This window comes from Sphaerisporangium siamense, assembly GCF_014205275.1.
Classification (GTDB): Bacteria; Actinomycetota; Actinomycetes; order Streptosporangiales; family Streptosporangiaceae; genus Sphaerisporangium; species Sphaerisporangium siamense.
In genome coordinates, this window is record NZ_JACHND010000001.1 from 1,360,245 (window position 1) to 1,378,276 (window position 18,032).

The following is an 18,032-nucleotide window of genomic DNA, read 5'->3' on the forward strand; positions in this document are numbered from 1 at the left end:
GGTCTCGGCGTTCAGCGGGAGGCGAGGCGTTCGAGGAGGAGGCCCTCGCGGGTGGACCAGGGGCAGATTTCCACGGTGGGGGTGGCGTAGGTGTGCATGAGGGCTTCGGCTATCAGGGCGCCGGCGAGGGATTGTTCGGCGCGGTGGGGGCTGATGCCGGGGAGGGTGCCGCGGGCGGGGACGGCGGTGCCGGCGAGGAGGGCCAGGGACGCGCGGACGCCGGGGAGGGTGAGGTGGCGGCGGGTGCCGTGTTCGCCGGGGTGGGCGGCGGCTAAGCGGGCGAGCTGGGAGAAGGTCTTGGAGGAGGCCAGCACGCGCACCCCGGAGGCCGGGGCGGGCAGGCCCGGGAGCGCGCCGAGGCTCTTGCGGAGCCGGCGCCGCACCTCGCGCAGGTGCCGCGGGGAGCAGGCCATGCCGCCCGGCAGCCACCGCCGGGTGACGGTCCTGGCGCCGAGGGGCAGCGAGTGCACGACGTCGGGCTCCTCGCCGGTGCCGTACGCCAGCTCGACGGTGCCTCCGCCGATGTCCAGCACGAGCGTCGGACCGGACGTGGGCGCGTACAGCTGACCGGATGAGGACTCGTGCGCCACGCCGGATGAGAGCTCGTATGCCGGGCCAGAGGCCGGGTGAGGCTGAGAGGTGGAGGCCGGGTGGGGGAAGGTGCGGGTCCACTGGCGGGCGGCCACGTAGGCCAAGCGCGCCTCTTCCTTGCCCGGGAGGACGCGGAGGAGGGTGCCAGTGGTGCTGGCGACGTGGGCGATCACCTCCTCGCGGTCGGGGGCGTCGCGGATGACGGAGGTGGCGAACGCGAACACCTCGCCGTCGTCCGGGCCCGCGCCGATGGTCTCGGCCACCGCCTGCTGGACGCTGCGCATGCCGCGCTCGCCGAGGCGTCCGTCCGGCTTGAGCATGGTGTGCAGCCCCAGCCGCACCTTGCGCGACGTCACCGTCTCCAGGGCGCCCTTCTTCCGGGGCCGCCGCACCACGGTCAGAAGGGCACTGTGGCACCCGACGTCCAGAACCCCTGCCTGCCGCATCTCCACCGCCTCTCACGGGGCCCACTACCCGACTAGCGGACCGGCTCTCCCGTCGCGAGCCTGATCCGGGGGGTGACCGCACGACGTTCAGGGGTGCCTCACCCCACCAGAACGACCGGACTATAGCCTTTCATCGCATTCGACCGGTTTGACCGGTCTTTACGGCATTCGAACGCCTCGCCGCAGTGCCGCTGTGGTGTCGTAGTCAAGTTTCATGCCCGCAATACAGGTGAAATTCACCAACTTGTCACGCACTGGACGTGTCATCGTTCATTGACACGCGCGGTCCGGTCAATGCGCGGGGGCGGAATGGTCCTCGATCTCGTGCTCGGTGCCCGGGCCGCGCACGCGGAACACGCCGGGGATGATCTCCTTGGACCGGGCCCTGACCTGGCCGGCTATCCGGACCGGCCAGACGGTGTCGAGCGTCCACAGAACCCCCGCCAGCGCGTCCACCTCCTGCAGGTCCAGATGCCGCAGGTCCAGACCCGAGGCGTCGACGTCGACCGCCCCCAGGTCGTGGATGAGGTCGTCGATCAGGTCACCGATGAGGTCGCTCGTCAGGTCGGAGGGGTAGGCCCTGGCGAGGTCGTCCTCCAGGCGGTAGGCGCCGGCGAGGACGCGCTTCCAGTCGCGGACCAGGCTGATCGTGCCGACGACGTCCCCGGCCTGGGCGAGCACGGCGGCGACGTCACGGTCGATCCTGCGGATCCTGTCGGCGGCGCGGCCGAGGTCGACGGCCCAGTTGAGCGGGCTGTTGAGGCCGCGCACGCCGTCGAGCATCCCGGCCAGTTCGTGGACCCGCCCGCGCACCTGGAAGCGGGCGAAGACGTCGGCGTACTGCCCCGCGCCGAGCCCGAGCGCGTCCAGGATGGTGAGGGTGCGGGCCAGCGTCCGCGCCCGCACGAGCAGGAGGCTGACCTCGCGGTCCATCGTGAGCGCGCGCACGAGGTCTTCCGCGCGGTCCACGACACCGCCCGGGGCGCCCGCGAGGTACAGCTCCCGGACCAGCTCGCGGGCGTGGCCGAGCATGCCGTCGCGCAGGTCGTCGTGCACGACGTCGCGCACCGGGTCGCGGGGCCGTTCGAGCTGGCGGTCGTACTCGCGGCCGCGGTCGAGGCCGCGGAGCAGGGCCAGGTCCTGCCGCAGGTTGTGGACCTTCGCCCGGATCGCGATGATCGAGGTGGCCGTATCGCCGCCGGGACGGCCCGCGGCCCGGGACGGCGGCTGGTCCTGCGCGACGACCATGAACCGGAGCAGCGCACGGTCGAGCCCGGCCGACGCGCGCAGGCGCTGGTCCAGCTCGCGCGCCGCCGCGTCCAGCAGGGCGTCCAGGGCGGCGTCCTCGTCGCCCGCGGGAAGGTCATGGTCGGCGCTCATCGGTCCCCCTTCGTGCCATGATGACGTCCGCCTCGCGCGTGAGAATCCTGCGGCCCTTCTTCAGCAGGTCGCGCGCCTGCTGGTCGGTGACGCCGAGCTCGACGGCGATGTCCACCGGCCGGAACCCGTCGATGTGGAAGGCCATGGCGGTCCGCACGTCCGGCGGTAACCGGCGCAGGGCCTGCAGGACGTGCAGGGTCTGCGCGGTCAGCTCGCCGGGGTCCTGGCCGCTCCAGGCGGTCTCGTCCGGGCCGCTGCGGAGGACGGTCGGTGGTTCGCGCCGCCGGTCGGGCGGCCGCCGGTAGGTGCGCAGCGCGATGGTGCGTATCCACGCGCGCGGGTCGCGCACGGCCTCCCACTGCTCGGGGCGGCGCTGGATGAGGAGCCACGCCTCGGCGAAGGCGGCCTGGGTGGCGTCCAGCGCCTCTTCCCTGCCGGCTCCGTTGACCATCACGAACCGGGCGACCTTGTGGTACTCGTCCTCGAAGAGGGCGAGGAAGCCCGCCCGCATCGCGGCCAGCCTCGTGTCGGGCGGCCGGCCGGCGTCCCTCGGCGTCCAGTCGACGGAGGGCCGCACGGAGGATTCGTCGGAGGTCATCGAGACGACCACCGGCGTTCCGATCCCCTGGTCCGGCCGCCACCTGTCGCGGGATCCCTCACACCGGCTCCTCTCTCCCTGGCTCGTGTACGCGCTCTCATAGAAGAGGCCCCAGCGAGCATGATCGGGAAAGGAAATCCGAGAATTTCCCGGGGACTGTCGCGGTCGGTCTCGGCTTCGGTGCGTGACGATTACAAGTGGGGCATACCATCCGGTAGCGCCGGCCGCGTGCCCGACGGTGGCCTCGGGATGTCTGGCGGATCGGCGCGCACGGCCGCGGCCGCGACGGCGGAGGGCTGGGCGAGTGAAGCGCTGGACGAGGGCGTCACTGCTGATCGTCGCCATCTCGCTGTTCTCGGTGCTGTGCGGCGTCGCGGTGAACCAGGTGTTCGACGGCCGCGAGTGGAGCCGTCACTGGGGTGTGGTCGCGATGGTCTTCTCCCTGGCGGGGACCGTCCTCACCATGCTGGTGTTCCCCCGCTTCGACCCGGCGCGGCGCGGCGAGGAGGCGAGGGCTCCGGCGCACGTGAGGCTGGCCCGGCGGGTCTACCGGCAGGAGAAGGCGGCACGCGACGCGCTGCTCGGCCCGGTCGTCCCCGCCGCCGACGTCGCCTTCGACTCCCTCGACGGCGAACCGCCGGGAGGGCTCGCCGACGGCCTCGCGCGGCGCACGTGGCAGACGGCGGTGCGGCTGCTGTCCTGGCGGGAGACCCCGGACGAGGGCGACGGCGCGTCGGGAACGCTGGAGGACATCGCCGGCTTCTACGACGGCCTGCCCGACGGCCGGCTCGTCATCGTGGGCGACAAGGGCTCGGGCAAGACGGTCCTGGCCATCCACCTGGTGATGCGCCGCGCCAAGGCGATCATGGACGACCCGGACGCGAAGGATCCCGTGCCGGTGCGGCTGAGCGCCGCGTCCTGGACCACCGACCGGCCGTTCCCTGACTGGCTCGCCGACCAGATCAAGGCGTACGGCCTGCCCTCCGCGGACGCGGCGCGGCTGGTCGCCGAGCGGCGGATCCTGCCCGTGCTGGACGGCCTGGACGAGATGGACCCCGAGCCTGCCGCGGAGGACGCCGGGACCGCGCCGCGCCGGGCGGCGGCCCTGCTGGCCGAGCTCAACACGTTCTACGCCGCCGAGGAGCACAAGTACGCGCCCGTGGTCGTGACCACCCGGCCGGGCCGCCACGCCGACCTGGACCGGCACGAGGAGACGCTCGACCGCGCCCGCACGGTCGCCATCCGCCCGCTCACCGTCCAGCAGATCACCGGCTACCTCACCGAGCGGTACCGGGGCCGGCTGCCGAAGGCGCGGCGCGCCTGGGAGCCCCTGCTGGTGGCCCTGGAGGACCACGCCGGCCTGAGGCGGCTGCTGGCCACGCCGTGGCGGATGACGCTGGCCGCCACCGCGATCGAGGCCGATCCCTCCGTCGCGGCCGAGCTGCTGCGCGGCGACGCCGGGCGCGCGAACGGAGCCGCGCCGAAGCCCGCCCTGCTCGCCGCGTTCGTCCCGGCCGCGGTGCGCGCCGCGGGCGGACGCCACCGTCCCGAGCAGGTCGAACGCTGGCTGGCCCACCTCGCGCGCCACCTGGACTGGCAGCGCGGGTACGCCGTCCGCCACCCGCCCGCCCCCGAGCCGCCGGAGCGTCGCCACCACGCCCCCGTGGCGCCGTACATGTTCGCCGGGGACTGGACGATCATGGTGCCGCTCCCCGCCGAGAGCTCCGCTCCGGAGCCGGACCCGCGCCTGGCGCCCACCGAGATGTCGGCGGTGGACATCGTGCCGCACCTGCTGTGGCCGATGGGCGGCTCGCTCGCGCCCCGCCTGGTCCACGCGGGGCTGGCCATCGCGGCCATGCTGGCGGCGGGCGCCACGGTGACAGGGCTGACCTCCTTCGGCGACGTCACGGCGTGGGTGTCCCACCTGGTGCACGCGCAGTGGATGCCCGCCGCCTGGCAGGCCTTCGGGCTGGTGGTGACCGGCTTCGCGGTCGCGGCCGTCGCGCCGGTCTTCGGCGTGTGGTGGAGGCCGCCGAGCGTCCGCACCCGGGCGAAGGTCTCCTTCCACGACCGCAGGCAGGGAATGGACGCGGGCCTCGGGCTCGGCCTCATGGGCGGGCTGATGTGCGCGCTGCCTCTGGCGCTCACCGCGGGGTTGGGCGGGATCGCGCACAGCGACGACCAGGCGGGCCTGTGGCTGCAGCCCGGGCTCGGCACGGGGCTGAAGACGGCGCTGGCGGTGGTGGGATCCCTCACCCTCTTGAGCGGGATCGCAGGCTGGCTCCTCGTGGGGCTGGACGACAAGCGGCGGGCGTGGGAGCCGTGGGCCGACCTGGACTCCCCGCAGCGCGCCATCCGCGACGACCTGCGGGCGGGGGTGGCGGCGGGGCTGGCGTTCGGCGTCGTGACCGGCGGCTTCGCGGGTCTGATCGGCGGGCCCGCCCTCGGGGTGCGGACCGGCCTGTTCGTCGGCATCGCCATCGGGCTGATGGCGGGAGGCACGGCGGCCAGGTACGCCATCGCCGTCCCCATGGCCGCGCTGCGGGGACGGCTGCCGTGGCGGGTGGCGTCCTTCTGCCGGTGGGCGTGCGCGGCGGGCCTGCTGCGCACCGCGGGCACGGCGTACCAGTTCCGGCACCGCGAGCTGCAGAGCTGGCTGGCGCGGAACAGGTGACCGCCCGCGGCGCGGCCGAAATCGGGGCTTCCGCCGCCGCGCGGCTGTGGGAATGTAGAGCCCGGGACGTCCGGCCGACCGGTCCGGACGGCCATCGGACGGCTCATGGGCGAGATTCTCACAAGGGAGAACGCGATGACCGCTATCAAGGACGACTTTCTCGCAACGGCCCGTGCGGCGGCGAACCTGCTGCGCGATCCCGCGGTGGCCGCCGCCTGGGACAAGCCGAGCGCGTTGGCGGAGTTCCGCGTGAGCGGGCTCGCCGGCCACCTGGCGTACCAGATCCTGATCATTTCCCGCATCCTGAACTCCCCTGTGCCGGAGGAACCGACCATCTCCCTTCTGGACCACTACGGCCGCGCGGAGTGGATCGGCAAGTCCGTCGACGACGACTTCAACGTCCGCATCCGGGAGGGTGGCGAGCAGGTCGCCGCCGACGGGCCGGAGGCGCTGGCGGCGCTCGTGGACGCCACCGTGGAGGAGCTGTCGGACGGGCTGCCGCGCGCGGAGAACCGGCCGGTGCGCGTCCCGCTGTGGGGGCCGTGGTCGCTGCTGCTGGACGACCTGCTGGTGACGCGCATGATGGAGCTGGCCGTCCACTCCGACGACCTGGCCGTCAGCGTGGGCGTGCCCACCCCGCCGATCCCCGCGACCGCCGTGGACACGGTGGTCGACCTGCTGTCGCGCCTGGCCGTGCGCCGCCACGGCGCGACGAACGTGCTGCGCGCCTTCAGCCGCGCCGAGCGCGCCCCCGCCGGCATCGCCGCGTTCTGAGCCGCCCAGGGATCACCGAGGAAAGGGACACATCATGGATCATGCGGAGCTTCGCGAGCGTTTCGCCACGCTGACCACGGCCCACCTCGCGGACGCGTGCATCCGCGCTGAGGTCCCGGTGCGCTGCGCCCCCGCGCCGGTGCGCCCGGTGCTGCCCGGGACGCGGCTGGCGGGACGGGTGGCGCCCGCGCGGCACGCCGGCAGCGTGGACATCTTCCTGGAGGCGTTCCACGAGGCCGCGCCCGGCGACGTGCTGGTCGTCGACAACGGCGGGCGCGTGGACGAGGCGTGCGTCGGCGACCTGGTCGTGCTGGAGGCGCGGGCGGCCGGGCTGGACGGCATCGTGATCTGGGGCCTGCACCGCGACACGGCCGACATCCTGGCGATCGGCCTGCCGGTCTTCAGCGTCGGCGCGACCTCGACCGGGCCGCTGAAGCTCGACGCGCGGCCGGGCGACGCGCTGGACTCCGCGACCGTCGGCGAGTGGACGGTGGGCCGCGCGGACGTGGCGCTCGGCGACGACGACGGTGTGCTGTTCGTCCCCGGGGACCGGGTCGGCGAGCTGCTCACGCTCGCGGAGAAGATCCGCGACACCGAGCGCCGCCAGGCCGAGCGGATCCGCTCGGGCTCCTCGCTGCGCGAGCAGGTGCGTTTCGGCGTCTACCTGGAGCGGCGCAAGGAGAACCCCGCGCTGACCTTCCGCGAGCACCTGCGTGCCGTGGGCGGGGCCATCGAGGAATGACGGGCGGCGGGGCGGTCCCGTACGGGGCCGCCCCGCCGTGTCGAGGCCGTGACCGGAATCGAACCGGCGTACACCGCTTTGCAGGCGGTTCCCTGAGCCACTCGGGCACACGGCCGTGTCCTGGAATTTCGCGCCACGCCTGAAATTCAGGAATGGCGGAAAGCGTTTAGGAATAGTCGACAGACCATTTCATGGACTGAAGGAAGAAGGGAGACACCCGGCGTCGCGCCACACGGAAATGCCGTCCGCGAGCACAGAAGGGTGAAGTGAGCTGGGAGGACGCGCGACTAGGCGCGACAACAACAGGACGAGAGGCTCCCACCGTGGGCGGCGTGCGGCTTCATGACCGCCGACCTCGTGCCCATCATGTGGCTCCTGCCTTCTTCGTCCGGGGAGCGGGGCCGCGAACTCAGGGCCCGGCCGCTCCATGCGAAATCAATACTAGGCACCGATATCAACGCAGTCAATCTCGAACGTGAATGCACTCGCCCCTGATTGATTTCTTTCCGCCGCGCGCCGGCTCCGCGCCCCGCCCGGCACGCCGCCGGCGGCCCGCGGCGGCCCCCTCGGAGCCGTCGCGGCCTCCGGGGGGTCGAGGGCCCGCCCCGCCGCGGCGTCCGACCGCGATCCGAGGTCTTGTGACAAATCGGGGGTAAAGCTACGATCAAAACAACTCTTAGGAAACTTTCCTAAAAGAAAGTCGAGCGTCGTCGAGGGGACCAGGCACGATGATGCCTCTTCCGATCGCGGCGCCCACTTCGACCCACCTCCCGCTCATGCTCGCCACGGCGGGACACGGGCACGTGCGGGCGCGACACGCGAAGGAGACCGCGATGCCAACCGTGAACCGTCGGCGCAGGCCGCCCCAGCAGCCAGTGGCCGGTATCGAGGCCACCCTCGTCGCCCTGCTGCGCAGGCGCGCCCCCGACGTGATGCGCTGGGCCCTCGGCCTGGTGTTCCTCTGGTTCGGCGCGCTGAAGGTCGCGAACGCCACCCCCGTGGGCGACCTGGTCGCCGACACGCTCTCCTTCGTCCCCGTCCCGGCGTCGATCCTGGTGCCCGCGCTCGGCCTCTTCGAGATCGCCGTGGGCGTACTCCTGGTGATCAACAGGTGGCTGCGCCCGGTCCTGGTCGCGTTGTTATGCCACCTGGCCGGGACGTTCCTCGTCCTGGTGGTCCGCCCCGACACCGCCTTCAAGGGCGGCAACGTCCTCATGCTCACCATGGAGGGCGAGTTCGTCGTCAAGAACGTGGTCCTGATCGCCGCCACCCTCCTCGTGGCCGCCACCCTGCCCTCGCGAACCGGCGACAGCGGCCCCGTCCAGCCCTGACCTCCGGCCCCGGCACGCGCAGCCGTGGCCGATCGCCGCGACAGGCGTGGCGATCATGACGTGACGTGATCGGATCACTACGGTGTGCATGCACCTCCTCGGTGCCCCTATCCGACGACTCGATGCCGGAAGAAGGACATGCACACCATCCGCGTGACCGGCCGCATGGCCATGCTCATCTCAGGGATGGCGATCGCCGCCGTCTGCGGCCTCGCCCCCATGGCCGCCGCGGCGACCGCCGGCCTCCCCGGGCGGGCGCTCGATCCTCCCGCCGAGGAACCGTGCCCGGGCGGGGAGCCGAAACCCTGCGGCGCGCCCGCGCAGGAACGCGAAAGCGTCGACGCCGGGCGCGAGGAGGCCAAGAAGGCCGCGGCGACGGCCGAGAAGGACATCGCCGCGGCCAAGGAGAGGGCCGAGAAGTGCGCTCCGGAGTCCAAGGAGTGCATGGCGAACCTCATCGGCGACGGCGCCGAGCAGCACAAGGGCCTGGACGACACCCGGCAGGCGCTGGAGGCGTTCAAGCCCGCGCCGGCGGACAACGCCGCCCCGGCCGTCGCCGGGGCGTGCGACGCGTTCGCCGCGGCGCTGGGCCCGCTGGTCCGAGGGGACGCCTCCCAGCTCACCGGCGTCTGCGAGCTGATGAAGTGATGACCGCCATGAGCGCACGCATCAGATGGACGGCGCCGGTCCTCGCCGCCGCCCTGTGCACGCCCGCGCACGCCGCGTACGCCGGGCAGGCGTCCCCGTCGCCCGATATGCCCGTCGCGCAGGCCTTCGACGGCGACAAGCCTCTGTCCTCGGTGGCGAAGGTCACCGAGCGCTGCGCCGAGCGCCCCGGCGACTGCCGCTTCACCATCGACAAGAGCGCCTCCGGCGAGTACTACAGTGCGGTGAAGTCCCTGGGGAACGCGGTCATCAACTGCACCCTCCACTCGATCAAGGTGACCCGGCAGGTCACGCTGCGGACCTCCACCTCCGACAACCTCGGCGGCCACATCGCCGGGAAGATCTCCGCGGAGGGCTCGGTCAACGGCTCCGGCGAGATCACGGGCGGCGTCAACGCCGAGGGCAACGGCAGCTTCGACACGCCCAACAAGCAGCAGGGCCCCTCCGCCACGGTCGGGGCCAAGGCCGGCGCCAACGGCAGCGGGAAGATCTCCGGCTCGCTCGGCGTGAAGGGTGCGTTCGAGGGCGCCTTCCAGCTCCAGTACCAGCGCACCTGGACGACGGAGAACACCGAGTCGACCAGCTACGACGTCACCGTGCCGTCCGGCGACGCCCTGGTGTTCGGCGCCAGCTCCGCCATGCAGCGCATCGCCGGCACCATCACCGTGGGCGGACTCCAGATCCGCGAAGTCGTCGTGGACGGCCCGTCCAGCATCAACACCAGCACGTTCTTCGCCAGCACCATGACCGCGCCCGGCGGGACCTGCCAGCGGCTGCGGCCGGAGGACAAGCCCCCGACCGGCGGCCCCGGCGATCGGCTCGCGGCCGGCGGGCTCACCGAGCTCACCGCGCCGCCGCCCGGCGCGCGGCTGAAGGAGCGCGTGACGCTCCCCGTCGGCCGTCCCTGACCGTCCGCCCGAGCGTTCATTCGTGGAGATCATTGTGAAAAGGTTTCTCAGCCGTGCCCGGACCGGATCGGTCCGGGCCGCGGGTGTCGCCGCCGTCCTGGGCCTCGGCCTGTGCGCGCTCACCCTGCCCGCGGACGCCGAACGGGCCGCGCCCGTCCCGGTGGCCGTCGTCAACGGCGACTTCGCGCTGCCCGCGTTCACCGCCGACCCGAACTGGGCGGCGGTCCAGGGCTGGTCGGTGGGCTCGACCAACGGCTCGGGGACGTCGTCGGGCGTCGCGCGGTACGGGCCGAACTCCGGGCATCCGGCCGGGAAGGCGGCCGTCATGCTGCGCTTCCCCCTGCCCGCCTACGCCTTCAAGCAGCGGCTGCGCGGCGTACGGCCGGGAGCCCAGGTCACCGTCACCTTCGACGACAGCCCCGGCGTCGCCGCCGCCTGCACCCCCGGCTCGGTCGCGGACGGCCAGTCCTACACCGTCGAAGGGACCGGCGGCGCGGCGAGCACCAGGACGACCGCCCCAGACCCGGACAAGAAGGCCGGCACCCTCGGCAAGGGCGTCTGGCGCACCGGACAGACGTACACCTTCACCGCCGGCGAGTACGAGCCGCTGCTCACCTTCACCTCCCAGGTGCCGAACAGCGCGAACGCCGGCGGGGGCTGCGGCCCCCTGATCGCCGACGTGCGGGCGACGCAGGCACCCCCTCCCGTGGACAAGACGATCCCGAAGACCGCCCTGCCGCCCTCGCTGGCCTTCTACGGCAATGACAGCAGGCCGGTCGCCGACGCGGTCAACTACTGCCTCGGCGTGGTGACCAGGTGCGTCTTCACCCCGGCGGAGGAATACTCCTACAGCTACTACGAGCCCGCCCAGGTCAACGGGGACGCCTACATCAACTGCACGCGCAACGAGCTGAAGCGCGCCCGGCCGCTGACGTTCGGGGGACGCTCCTACGGTGACCTGCCCGCCAACGCGGGGCTGCCGCCGAACGGGACCACCGTCACCAACCTGGCCCAGCAGTACGTCAACGGAATCGGCGCCGCCCCCGACTGGACCACGACCACCACGCGGAACGTCACCGAGGTCGTCCAGCCCTCCGAGGCGTCCTGGATCGAGACCCAGGCGGGCCGCCGCCGCACCGAGGGGTGGTTCACCTCCTCGCCCGCGCCCGCCGACCCGAACACCGAGTGGCGGCTCTACACCGTCCTGGACCACGCGGCCACCACGCTCCCGGACCGGGTCTACCAGCGCACCGGCCCCATGACCTCGGCCGAGAAGCTGCGCTGCCGCTCCGACCGCCCGACCGCCCCGACCCCGGTCGGCGCGGGCGACCCTGCGGGCTTCACGCGCGGCTGAGTCGTCCGCCCGGCGCCGCCATCCCGGACGCGCGCTCGCCGAATCGGATGTTGAGAGTACGGCGGGAGTGCGTGCCGGGTATGGCGGGTCGCCGGTCAGGCCGACGATCGCCCGGCCACCAAGGCACGGAGCTCACGAGCGGCGGGGAGATCGTGCGCCTTCTCGGGCAGCGCACCGGTGATCTCTCCGACGAGCCTGCGGCGTGCCGCAGTGACGGGCATTGGTCTCGTGACGTCAAGAGCGTGATCAAGTCCTTCGGTGACCTCGCGGTCCCTGACCAACGCCCAAGCCTGGACGAGGTGCATGTTCGCCCTTCCCCCGGCCTTCTCTCGTGGACATGCCGCGAAAGCCTGCTCGATCATGGGCATGGCCGCCTTCGTATCACCCAGCTCGGTCAGCGCGTACGCCTGGGCGAACTGGACGCTCTCCAGCGAGACACCCCAGACGGAGATGTGATCGCTCGTCACGGCCGTAGGCAGTCGCTGGAAGACGTCGTCGAGGTCGGTCACCGCTTTACGCGCGTCTTCGGATCTGCCCGCACAGGCGAGCATGCGAGCGCGAGTCTTCAAGCCCTCGGCCAGTCCCTGGCCCGCTCGTCCCTGAGCGAGATGAACGACTTCCTCGATCAAGTCGTCCGCGACCGTCCCACCACGACGGAGATAGAACGACTCAGAAGCCTCACGGGCGCGTATCCACATGCGCAGTTCGACATCTCCGGCTGCGTCCGCCGCCGAGCGGGCGGCTCGCCATGAGCGCCAGGACGCGCGGGCGCTGGAGGTGTCCGCCAGCTCCAAGGCCATGAACGCCGTGAGCTGCGCGTAGACGCGGAGAAGATCCGCGCGTTCCGTGTCGCCCACCGTCCGCGCGAGTCGCTGTTCCAGGGCCTGGATGTCACCTGCAAGATCGACGAACCGGGAACCCGGCGGTTCGGTCCAGACACCTTGCGCGTAATCCCATGCGATTTGTTCCCATTCTTCCACGCTGTTCTCGGCGGACTGGCCGGTGAGCCTTGGCAGGCTCGAATGGAGGGCGTCTATCGCGGAGGCGGGAATGTGGGCTCCGGCGCCGAGCGTGGCCAAAAGCTGGAGAAGAGTACGGCGTTCCACATCGACCTCGTCACACGTTGGAGGACAGGAATCGACAACCACTGTACCCGCCCTAAATTGGGCAAGCTCTATCACGAATGCGTGAAGCGCCACAATCTGTCCAGTGGCCCCCAAAACATCATCGATGGCCTTGATGTGATCGCGGTGCGGCCGGGCGATGCCACGCTCCCACCTCGACAGTTCGCCTTGATCGACGAATGCGGCTTTCGCCAGATCGCGCTGGGAAAGATCACGAACGTCCACCCGCCAATGACGCAGGGAAGCACCGAGCAGACGCCACGGTGATTCATCCGCTTTGACCTGATCGCTCATCCGCGACATGGACGACTCCCCGGTGATGGATTGATGGAAAGGCTCTTCCCATCAAGATTCGCCTTGGTCCCTCCCCAAAGCTCTTCCACTATGACATCGCTACCGGAGAAAAGACCCGGTAAACAGCGGACCCGCCCGGCGCGCACAACACCGGAGGACCCTGACCGAAATGTGGAGGACGACCTGAGATGAAGCCTGGAATGATCGGCGTCCACCGGGGAGCCGATGCCCCGCCGCCGCCCCGCTGGTACCGGCGTGCGAGGCGGAACAGAGGACGGCACCGCGTCGGGGCCCCGTCCGTACCGATCGCGCCCCGCCGCTGGGACGTGGCCGAGCGTGCCGCCGCCGCGCTGCTCGACCGGATGGAGCCGGGATGGTTCGTCACCTACGGCGTGGGCAGCCGCCGGTTCGCCGCCATCGCCGTCTGGTCCACTCCGGTACCCCTGATGGTCCAGGCCGCCACGATCGAGGAACTCCGCGACCTGATGCGCGAAGCCGAGCTGGACCCGGCAAGGCCAGGTCTGTCGTGGGCGTGGGCGGCATGAGGACCTCCGGCGAGGAGCCGCCCGACCCGTACGGCTTCGGGCCGGGCGCGCGGATCTCGGTGGGAGGCCACTTCCCGCCCACGACGGCCGGCCGCGCGCCCGAACCCCCCGCGCCCGCCCAACCCGCCGATGCCGCCCAACCCGCCGATCCCGCCCGATCCGCCCAGCCCACCGAGCACGCCCGTGCCGACCCCGGCGACGGGGCCGCCCCAGCCGCGACGGACGGCGAATTGCACGCGGTCGCGCTGGTCGCCCGCTCGCTGACCGAGCACGCCGTGCCCTGGACGGTGGCGGTGCCCAGGACCCGTGCCACCACGGCATGCGGCGTCGTGGCCGTCGTCGCCGACATCTCCCGGTCCCGCGTCATCTGGATGCCGGGCGTGCTGATGTGCCGGGAGTGCGCCGCGGTGGTCACCGGCGGGCGGGAGGACGTCGGTGAGCGTCCTTGACCGACGGCGCCGCCGGGCACGGCCCGCACGTTCTCCCGCCCCAGCCCGACTGCCGGCCGATCACGTGGCAGGCCGCGCTCCCCCCGGAGGATCGCCGCAAGGTCCTGCGCTGGACCTGCACGTGCAAGCCGTTGGTGTACTACCTGATCACCTCGGGCGGTCGCGGCTACGTCGAGCGCGCCACGCGCGGCGGCGACACCGACCAAACTCCGCGCCTCCGCTACGCCCCCCTCGCCGACCTGTGGGAACACCTCCTCCTCGGCCGCGCCCGATGACATCCCAGCCGGAGCGATCGACAGGCACACCGAGTTCCTGAGCGGCATCCTTCGCATGCTCGCCATAGGAATATCTGCGCTTCAGAGCCCTTTCATGAGCGGCAATGTGCGCAACCGTGTCTCCACATGTGCCCTTACGAAATCAGGGACCGGGCAGCCGGAAAGCACTTCTGCCCACGAGTCGGCCAACGCGGCCACCGACTCGTGGGCAGTTCGCGCAACCGCCTCGGCGTCCGCGCCGACCGCCTCGGCGAAGCCACGGAAATGGTCCGACGTCACGTACCGAGTGTCATGCTGCCCACCAATCGGCAAGGTCAGGGTGTCTGTGCTGAACAACTCGTAGGCGGTTACCGATACAACGTCGTACGCGGGGGAAAGCCGCCGGGTCCGGCCGTCAGGGTAGCGCAGGGACCAGTTCTTCATATGCTCGTCGGTATTGCCTACGATGATGCACGCCGCAACCCGGCGCACGAACTCCGCCAGATCCTGCGGGCATTCTTTCTGGATCAGCTCACCGATGTCCTCGGCCCGCCCCCGATCCTTGTGTATGGGGGCAAGCCCGAAGACCTGTGCGAAGTCCTCCTGGTGGATCCGCGCCCTCGCGGCGCGATCGAAACGCCTGATGGCATATGCGCGCTCACCAGGCTTTATCAGGCCGGCAGGGATCTCCCTGAGGTCGGCCGGGGCGACCAGACGGTGCTCTGGGACGTCTAGCCCCGCGAGGCGCAGCCAGGTCATGATGGCGTACTCGTTCTCGGGAAGCGCGGGAAGCCGCGTACTCGGGAATTTGACGATCCAGTCACCGCCGACGCCCTCGTACCGGAACTCGTCGCCGACCTTACGCATCGACAGCTTCACCTGCATGCCGGAAAGTGAGAAGCTCAGCTTTCCAGGAACCGGTGTCGCGGCCGTGTCCTCGGCGACAGCCTCGTCCACATGAGGTTGGTCCATGCGCACCGTGACAGCACCTGGCAGATCCTCACCCAGATGGACCAGCAGGGAGAAGTCACTCATCCAGTTCACACCGAGTTCGGACATGATCATTCTCCGGAGTCCTGAACCCTTCTCCGGCAGAAGATTGGCGAACCACGGAGGCACGCTGCCCCCGTATCCCTTCTCGGTCGTCAGCGGATCGTACTCGTAGCGCAATCCGAGGACCGGCCGGTCGACCGCCCGATCGGTATATCTGAAGGAAACCCGGCCTGCCTGCTGGGTGAGGAGCCCTACCTCGCGTTCGCCCAGCAGGACGCGCGCGACGGCGCGATTCTTCATTCCTCACCACCCAGGCGAGGGAGCCCGGGGCCGTCGGGAAAACCGAACAATGCGTTCTCCTGGACGTGGGACTCGATCAGTTCTCGCACGTGCTCCGCTCGCCGGGCCAGAAACTCCTCAGCCGATCCCGCACGCCAGAGACGTATGCCGACCTGGTCGATGACATGACTATGGAATGCACTCTGAAAATCAGAATAGCTGGCCTCGTCGAGAAGCCACCGAAGTGACCGAGCCGTTTCAGCGGGTGGATGGACGAAGCAGTTGGCGATACTTTCAGCCAAGGGTAGGTCATGGGAAGCCAGACGAGCCAATGGACTACCGTCCGTGTCCATGAGCGCCCAGGCGTCGACCGGCCCGGTATCGAAGACCATTCCACCGTCGTCTCTGGCGAGCACATGGGGATGACGAGAGAGCAGGGCAAGAATATTCACTTTGGCCTGTGCCGTATTGAGCTTTATCGCCGAGAGATCTGCTCGCCATACTTTCTTATCCAGCAACTGCAGCAGCCGATCGGCGCTGGCCACCGGATCACCGTCAATGACCCTGGTGTTCTGCCGCAGCGCCCTGGCGGCACCCAGCGGCGCCACCCCGAGCACCGAGCCACGCCAAACCCATCGGCGTAGTAGTTCAGCGGCCCTACCTTCAGGCGAGCCGAATACGGAGTTGAACCTTGCCAGGATCACCAGGAAGAGCATATAGGGCAGCAAACGCACATGTGGAATTCCTGCGACCTCGCGAAGAAACTCCACGGCCCCGCCGAGTGCGTACTCGGTCTTTTTGAACGCGGCACGTCGCTCACCTTCGCCACCGAATCCGAAGCTCTGATCACGCGCGAGACGGCCACGGTTGACGATGAGCACCGACTGAATCAAGACACGTTCGGGGATCGGACCGAATCCGAACCCTCGAACTGATGCGGCAAGGGACTGCAGATCCGAGGGTTGCATCTGGTCAGCCACGTTGCGCAGCGCATTGAATATCTCTGGTCGGGTCAAGCTCCTGCCAGAGGTGTTAATGCGGTCGAAGATGTCCTGGACCGCGCCCTCATCGCCCCCTTCGACGATGTGCACGGGCACGGCGTAGTCCCGGATCGCCACGGCGACCGCGAGACAGCGGGCAACAGCGTCTTCGCCGAGCCAGGTACGCTCATGCTGCCATCTGATAAGTCGCACGGTGTCCAGCGCCAGGGAAACCGGCATCCAATGATCCGGAATCTGGTTTCGCCTTCCCGCCGAGACGAACCGGTCCTCTGCAAGATCGTAGAAGACGCGAAAACGTGGATCGACGGTGTCAGGCGGGGCAGCGAGCGCGCCGACCAAACTGGTGATGCGCTGCTGTCCGTCCACCACCCACATGGCATACGGACTTTCGGCCGCATGGATGACGAGCGGACCCACGTCGAGCGTGGCAGGGCCTGCTGGTCGCCGCCACATGAGCAGAGTTCCGATTGGATAGCCACGCAGAATGCTGTCGAACAGCAGCAGCACGTCATCGCGTCGCCATCGATAGGATCGCTGAAAAGCGGGAATCCGAATTTCGCCCGACAATACCCATTCCACGAGGCTGCCCACCTTCGCCTGGAAGACCGTGGAGTGGGTGGTCGCGGGCATCCCGCCTCCTTTCCTCGTGCACAGGCCATCGTATGCCGTAGCTGATTGCGTAGCGAACCGAATACATAGTGTGTCGGGGCCGCCCCGGCCACGGTGAGCGGTCGTCTCAGAGGGGGTCCAGTGGCCGCCCGATTCGGGTCGCGCCACGCCCAGGTCTGGTGCCAGCGTTCCGGAGGGGTAGACCATAGCCTGCGGTCATGAGGGTGGCCGGGGCGCGGGTGCTGATCACGGGGGGATCGTCCGGGGTCGGTGCGGCGGTCGCGCGGGTGATGGCCGGGGCCGGGGCCAAGGTGGTCGTCGCCGGGCGGGATCGGGAGCGGCTGGAGGCCGTGGCCGCACAGACCGGAGGGCTGGCCGTCGTCTCCGATGTCACCGCGGACGGCGAGCTGCTCGCCGGGTGTGCAGGGAACGTCGATGTGCTCGTCAACAACGCCGGGGCGGGATGGGCGGGGCCCTTGGTCGAGATGGCGCCGGGCCGGGTGGACGAGCTAGTGGCGGTCAACCTCGCGGCGCCGATCCATCTGACGCGGCTCCTGCTGCCCCGGATGATCGAGGCCGGGCGTGGACACGTCGTCTTCGTGGCCTCGATCGCGGGCGCGGTCGGGGTCGGGCGCGAGGCGGTGTACTCGGCGGCAAAGGCCGGGCTCATCGTGTTCGCGGAGGCGCTGCGGCAGGAGCTGCGCGCGGTCCCGGGCGTCGGAGTCTCGGTGATCGTCCCCGGTGTGGTGGACACGCCGTTCTTCCTGCGGCGCGGCGCCCCGTACGACCGCCGCTGGCCGCCGCCGATCCCTCCGGAACGGGTAGCGCGCTGCGTCCTGAGAGCCGTCGAACGCGGGCGCGCCGAGTCGTACGTCCCCGGCTGGCTCAGGGTCCCGGCGCGGCTGCGGGGCTCCCTGCCCGGCCTGTACCGAGGGCTCGCCGGACGCCTCGGGTGACCAGGCCGACGGCGGGTCCGGCGCACCAAGACCAGCACGAGAGACCGGCCCGCCAGGACCGGCC

The 18,032-nt window shown here is 70.6% G+C and carries 17 protein-coding genes and 1 tRNA gene; 11 read left to right on the top strand and 7 right to left on the bottom strand.

Annotated features, from left to right (window positions below; all coding sequences use genetic code 11):
* Window positions 1-11: 11 nt before the first annotated feature.
* The 3 genes from BJ982_RS06260 to BJ982_RS06270 form a co-directional block, all read right to left on the bottom strand.
* Complete coding sequence (locus BJ982_RS06260; RefSeq protein ID WP_203959363.1) at window positions 12-986, bottom strand: Ppx/GppA phosphatase family protein; 975 nt, start codon at window positions 984-986, stop codon at window positions 12-14.
* A gap of 342 nt (window positions 987-1,328) precedes the next feature.
* A complete protein-coding gene (locus tag BJ982_RS06265; protein WP_184877451.1) occupies window positions 1,329-2,417 on the bottom strand; it encodes a hypothetical protein in 1,089 nt (362 codons plus the stop codon).
* Window positions 2,401-3,015: an RNA polymerase sigma factor gene (locus BJ982_RS06270; protein WP_184877453.1), complete on the bottom strand. Its 615-nt coding sequence runs from the start codon at window positions 3,013-3,015 to the stop codon at window positions 2,401-2,403. Before BJ982_RS06270 ends, BJ982_RS06265 begins: the two co-directional genes overlap by 17 nt.
* A gap of 304 nt (window positions 3,016-3,319) precedes the next feature.
* Here BJ982_RS06270 and BJ982_RS06275 point away from each other — a divergent pair, with 304 nt between their 5' ends.
* The 3 genes from BJ982_RS06275 (at window position 3,320) to BJ982_RS06285 (ending at window position 7,205) form a co-directional block, all read left to right on the top strand.
* Window positions 3,320-5,689, top strand: a complete 2,370-nt coding sequence (locus tag BJ982_RS06275) for an NACHT domain-containing protein (protein WP_184877455.1) — start codon at window positions 3,320-3,322, stop codon at window positions 5,687-5,689.
* A gap of 135 nt (window positions 5,690-5,824) precedes the next feature.
* The gene (locus BJ982_RS06280; RefSeq protein ID WP_184877457.1) at window positions 5,825-6,463 is read left to right on the top strand and encodes a maleylpyruvate isomerase N-terminal domain-containing protein; all 639 of its coding nucleotides are present in this window, start codon (window positions 5,825-5,827) and stop codon (window positions 6,461-6,463) included.
* 34 nt (window positions 6,464-6,497) lie between these two features.
* Window positions 6,498-7,205: an RraA family protein gene (locus BJ982_RS06285; RefSeq protein WP_184877459.1), complete on the top strand. Its 708-nt coding sequence runs from the start codon at window positions 6,498-6,500 to the stop codon at window positions 7,203-7,205.
* 43 nt (window positions 7,206-7,248) lie between these two features.
* Here BJ982_RS06285 and BJ982_RS06290 read toward each other — a convergent pair.
* Window positions 7,249-7,320, bottom strand: a tRNA-Cys gene (locus tag BJ982_RS06290).
* Between the two features lie 718 nt (window positions 7,321-8,038).
* On the opposite strand from BJ982_RS06290, the gene BJ982_RS06295 reads away from it, so the two are divergent.
* From BJ982_RS06295 to BJ982_RS06310, 4 genes are all read left to right on the top strand, one after another.
* Complete coding sequence (locus tag BJ982_RS06295) at window positions 8,039-8,536, top strand: DoxX family membrane protein (RefSeq protein ID WP_184877462.1); 498 nt, start codon at window positions 8,039-8,041, stop codon at window positions 8,534-8,536.
* A gap of 138 nt (window positions 8,537-8,674) precedes the next feature.
* Complete coding sequence (locus tag BJ982_RS06300; RefSeq protein WP_184877464.1) at window positions 8,675-9,184, top strand: hypothetical protein; 510 nt, start codon at window positions 8,675-8,677, stop codon at window positions 9,182-9,184.
* 8 nt (window positions 9,185-9,192) lie between these two features.
* Complete coding sequence (locus tag BJ982_RS06305) at window positions 9,193-10,110, top strand: hypothetical protein (protein ID WP_184877466.1); 918 nt, start codon at window positions 9,193-9,195, stop codon at window positions 10,108-10,110.
* A gap of 34 nt (window positions 10,111-10,144) precedes the next feature.
* Window positions 10,145-11,464 (top strand): hypothetical protein, encoded by a 1,320-nt coding sequence (locus BJ982_RS06310; RefSeq protein WP_184877468.1) that lies wholly within the window; start codon window positions 10,145-10,147, stop codon window positions 11,462-11,464.
* 95 nt (window positions 11,465-11,559) lie between these two features.
* Here the strand turns inward: BJ982_RS06310 and BJ982_RS06315 are convergent, their stop codons facing one another.
* Window positions 11,560-12,882 carry a helix-turn-helix domain-containing protein gene (locus tag BJ982_RS06315; RefSeq protein ID WP_184877470.1) on the bottom strand — a complete coding sequence of 441 codons (1,323 nt, stop codon included), beginning with the start codon at window positions 12,880-12,882 and terminating at the stop codon, window positions 11,560-11,562.
* 188 nt (window positions 12,883-13,070) lie between these two features.
* On the opposite strand from BJ982_RS06315, the gene BJ982_RS06320 reads away from it, so the two are divergent.
* The 3 genes from BJ982_RS06320 to BJ982_RS06330 are packed head-to-tail and all read left to right on the top strand — an operon-like array spanning window position 13,071 to window position 14,151.
* Window positions 13,071-13,427, top strand: coding sequence for a hypothetical protein (locus tag BJ982_RS06320; protein WP_184877472.1), 357 nt, complete (start codon window positions 13,071-13,073; stop codon window positions 13,425-13,427).
* Entirely contained in the window at window positions 13,424-13,876 is a 453-nt protein-coding gene (locus BJ982_RS06325) for a hypothetical protein (protein ID WP_184877474.1), read from the top strand. Before BJ982_RS06320 ends, BJ982_RS06325 begins: the two co-directional genes overlap by 4 nt.
* Entirely contained in the window at window positions 13,873-14,151 is a 279-nt protein-coding gene (locus tag BJ982_RS06330) for a hypothetical protein (protein WP_184877476.1), read from the top strand. Before BJ982_RS06325 ends, BJ982_RS06330 begins: the two co-directional genes overlap by 4 nt.
* Window positions 14,152-14,232: 81 nt before the next feature.
* On the opposite strand, the gene BJ982_RS06335 is transcribed toward BJ982_RS06330, so the two are convergent.
* On the bottom strand, window positions 14,233-15,423 hold the full coding sequence (locus BJ982_RS06335) for a type II toxin-antitoxin system HipA family toxin (RefSeq protein ID WP_184877478.1): 1,191 nt from the start codon (window positions 15,421-15,423) through the stop codon (window positions 14,233-14,235).
* Window positions 15,420-17,033, bottom strand: coding sequence for a GmrSD restriction endonuclease domain-containing protein (locus BJ982_RS06340; RefSeq protein ID WP_184877480.1), 1,614 nt, complete (start codon window positions 17,031-17,033; stop codon window positions 15,420-15,422). The genes BJ982_RS06335 and BJ982_RS06340 overlap by 4 nt, the downstream gene beginning before the upstream one ends.
* A 197-nt stretch (window positions 17,034-17,230) precedes the next feature.
* Between BJ982_RS06340 and BJ982_RS06345 the strand changes: the two genes are divergently transcribed.
* Window positions 17,231-17,968, top strand: a complete 738-nt coding sequence (locus tag BJ982_RS06345; protein WP_184877482.1) for an SDR family NAD(P)-dependent oxidoreductase — start codon at window positions 17,231-17,233, stop codon at window positions 17,966-17,968.
* Window positions 17,969-18,032: the final 64 nt, after the last annotated feature.

Bases quoted from the DNA above. Each gene is read 5' to 3' on its own strand.
- BJ982_RS06270 (WP_184877453.1), bottom strand. From the start codon at position 3,015: ATGACCTCCGACGAATCCTCCGTGCGGCCCTCCGTCGACTGGACGCCG.
- BJ982_RS06265 (WP_184877451.1), bottom strand. From the start codon at position 2,417: ATGAGCGCCGACCATGACCTTCCCGCGGGCGACGAGGACGCCGCCCTG.
- BJ982_RS06320 (WP_184877472.1), top strand. From the start codon at position 13,071: ATGAAGCCTGGAATGATCGGCGTCCACCGGGGAGCCGATGCCCCGCCG.
- BJ982_RS06295 (WP_184877462.1), top strand. From the start codon at position 8,039: ATGCCAACCGTGAACCGTCGGCGCAGGCCGCCCCAGCAGCCAGTGGCC.
- BJ982_RS06285 (WP_184877459.1), top strand. From the start codon at position 6,498: ATGGATCATGCGGAGCTTCGCGAGCGTTTCGCCACGCTGACCACGGCC.
- BJ982_RS06305 (WP_184877466.1), top strand. From the start codon at position 9,193: ATGAGCGCACGCATCAGATGGACGGCGCCGGTCCTCGCCGCCGCCCTG.
- BJ982_RS06345 (WP_184877482.1), top strand. From the start codon at position 17,231: ATGAGGGTGGCCGGGGCGCGGGTGCTGATCACGGGGGGATCGTCCGGG.
- BJ982_RS06335 (WP_184877478.1), bottom strand. From the start codon at position 15,423: ATGAAGAATCGCGCCGTCGCGCGCGTCCTGCTGGGCGAACGCGAGGTA.
- BJ982_RS06315 (WP_184877470.1), bottom strand. From the start codon at position 12,882: ATGAGCGATCAGGTCAAAGCGGATGAATCACCGTGGCGTCTGCTCGGT.
- BJ982_RS06325 (WP_184877474.1), top strand. From the start codon at position 13,424: ATGAGGACCTCCGGCGAGGAGCCGCCCGACCCGTACGGCTTCGGGCCG.
- BJ982_RS06340 (WP_184877480.1), bottom strand. From the start codon at position 17,033: ATGCCCGCGACCACCCACTCCACGGTCTTCCAGGCGAAGGTGGGCAGC.
- BJ982_RS06280 (WP_184877457.1), top strand. From the start codon at position 5,825: ATGACCGCTATCAAGGACGACTTTCTCGCAACGGCCCGTGCGGCGGCG.
- BJ982_RS06300 (WP_184877464.1), top strand. From the start codon at position 8,675: ATGCACACCATCCGCGTGACCGGCCGCATGGCCATGCTCATCTCAGGG.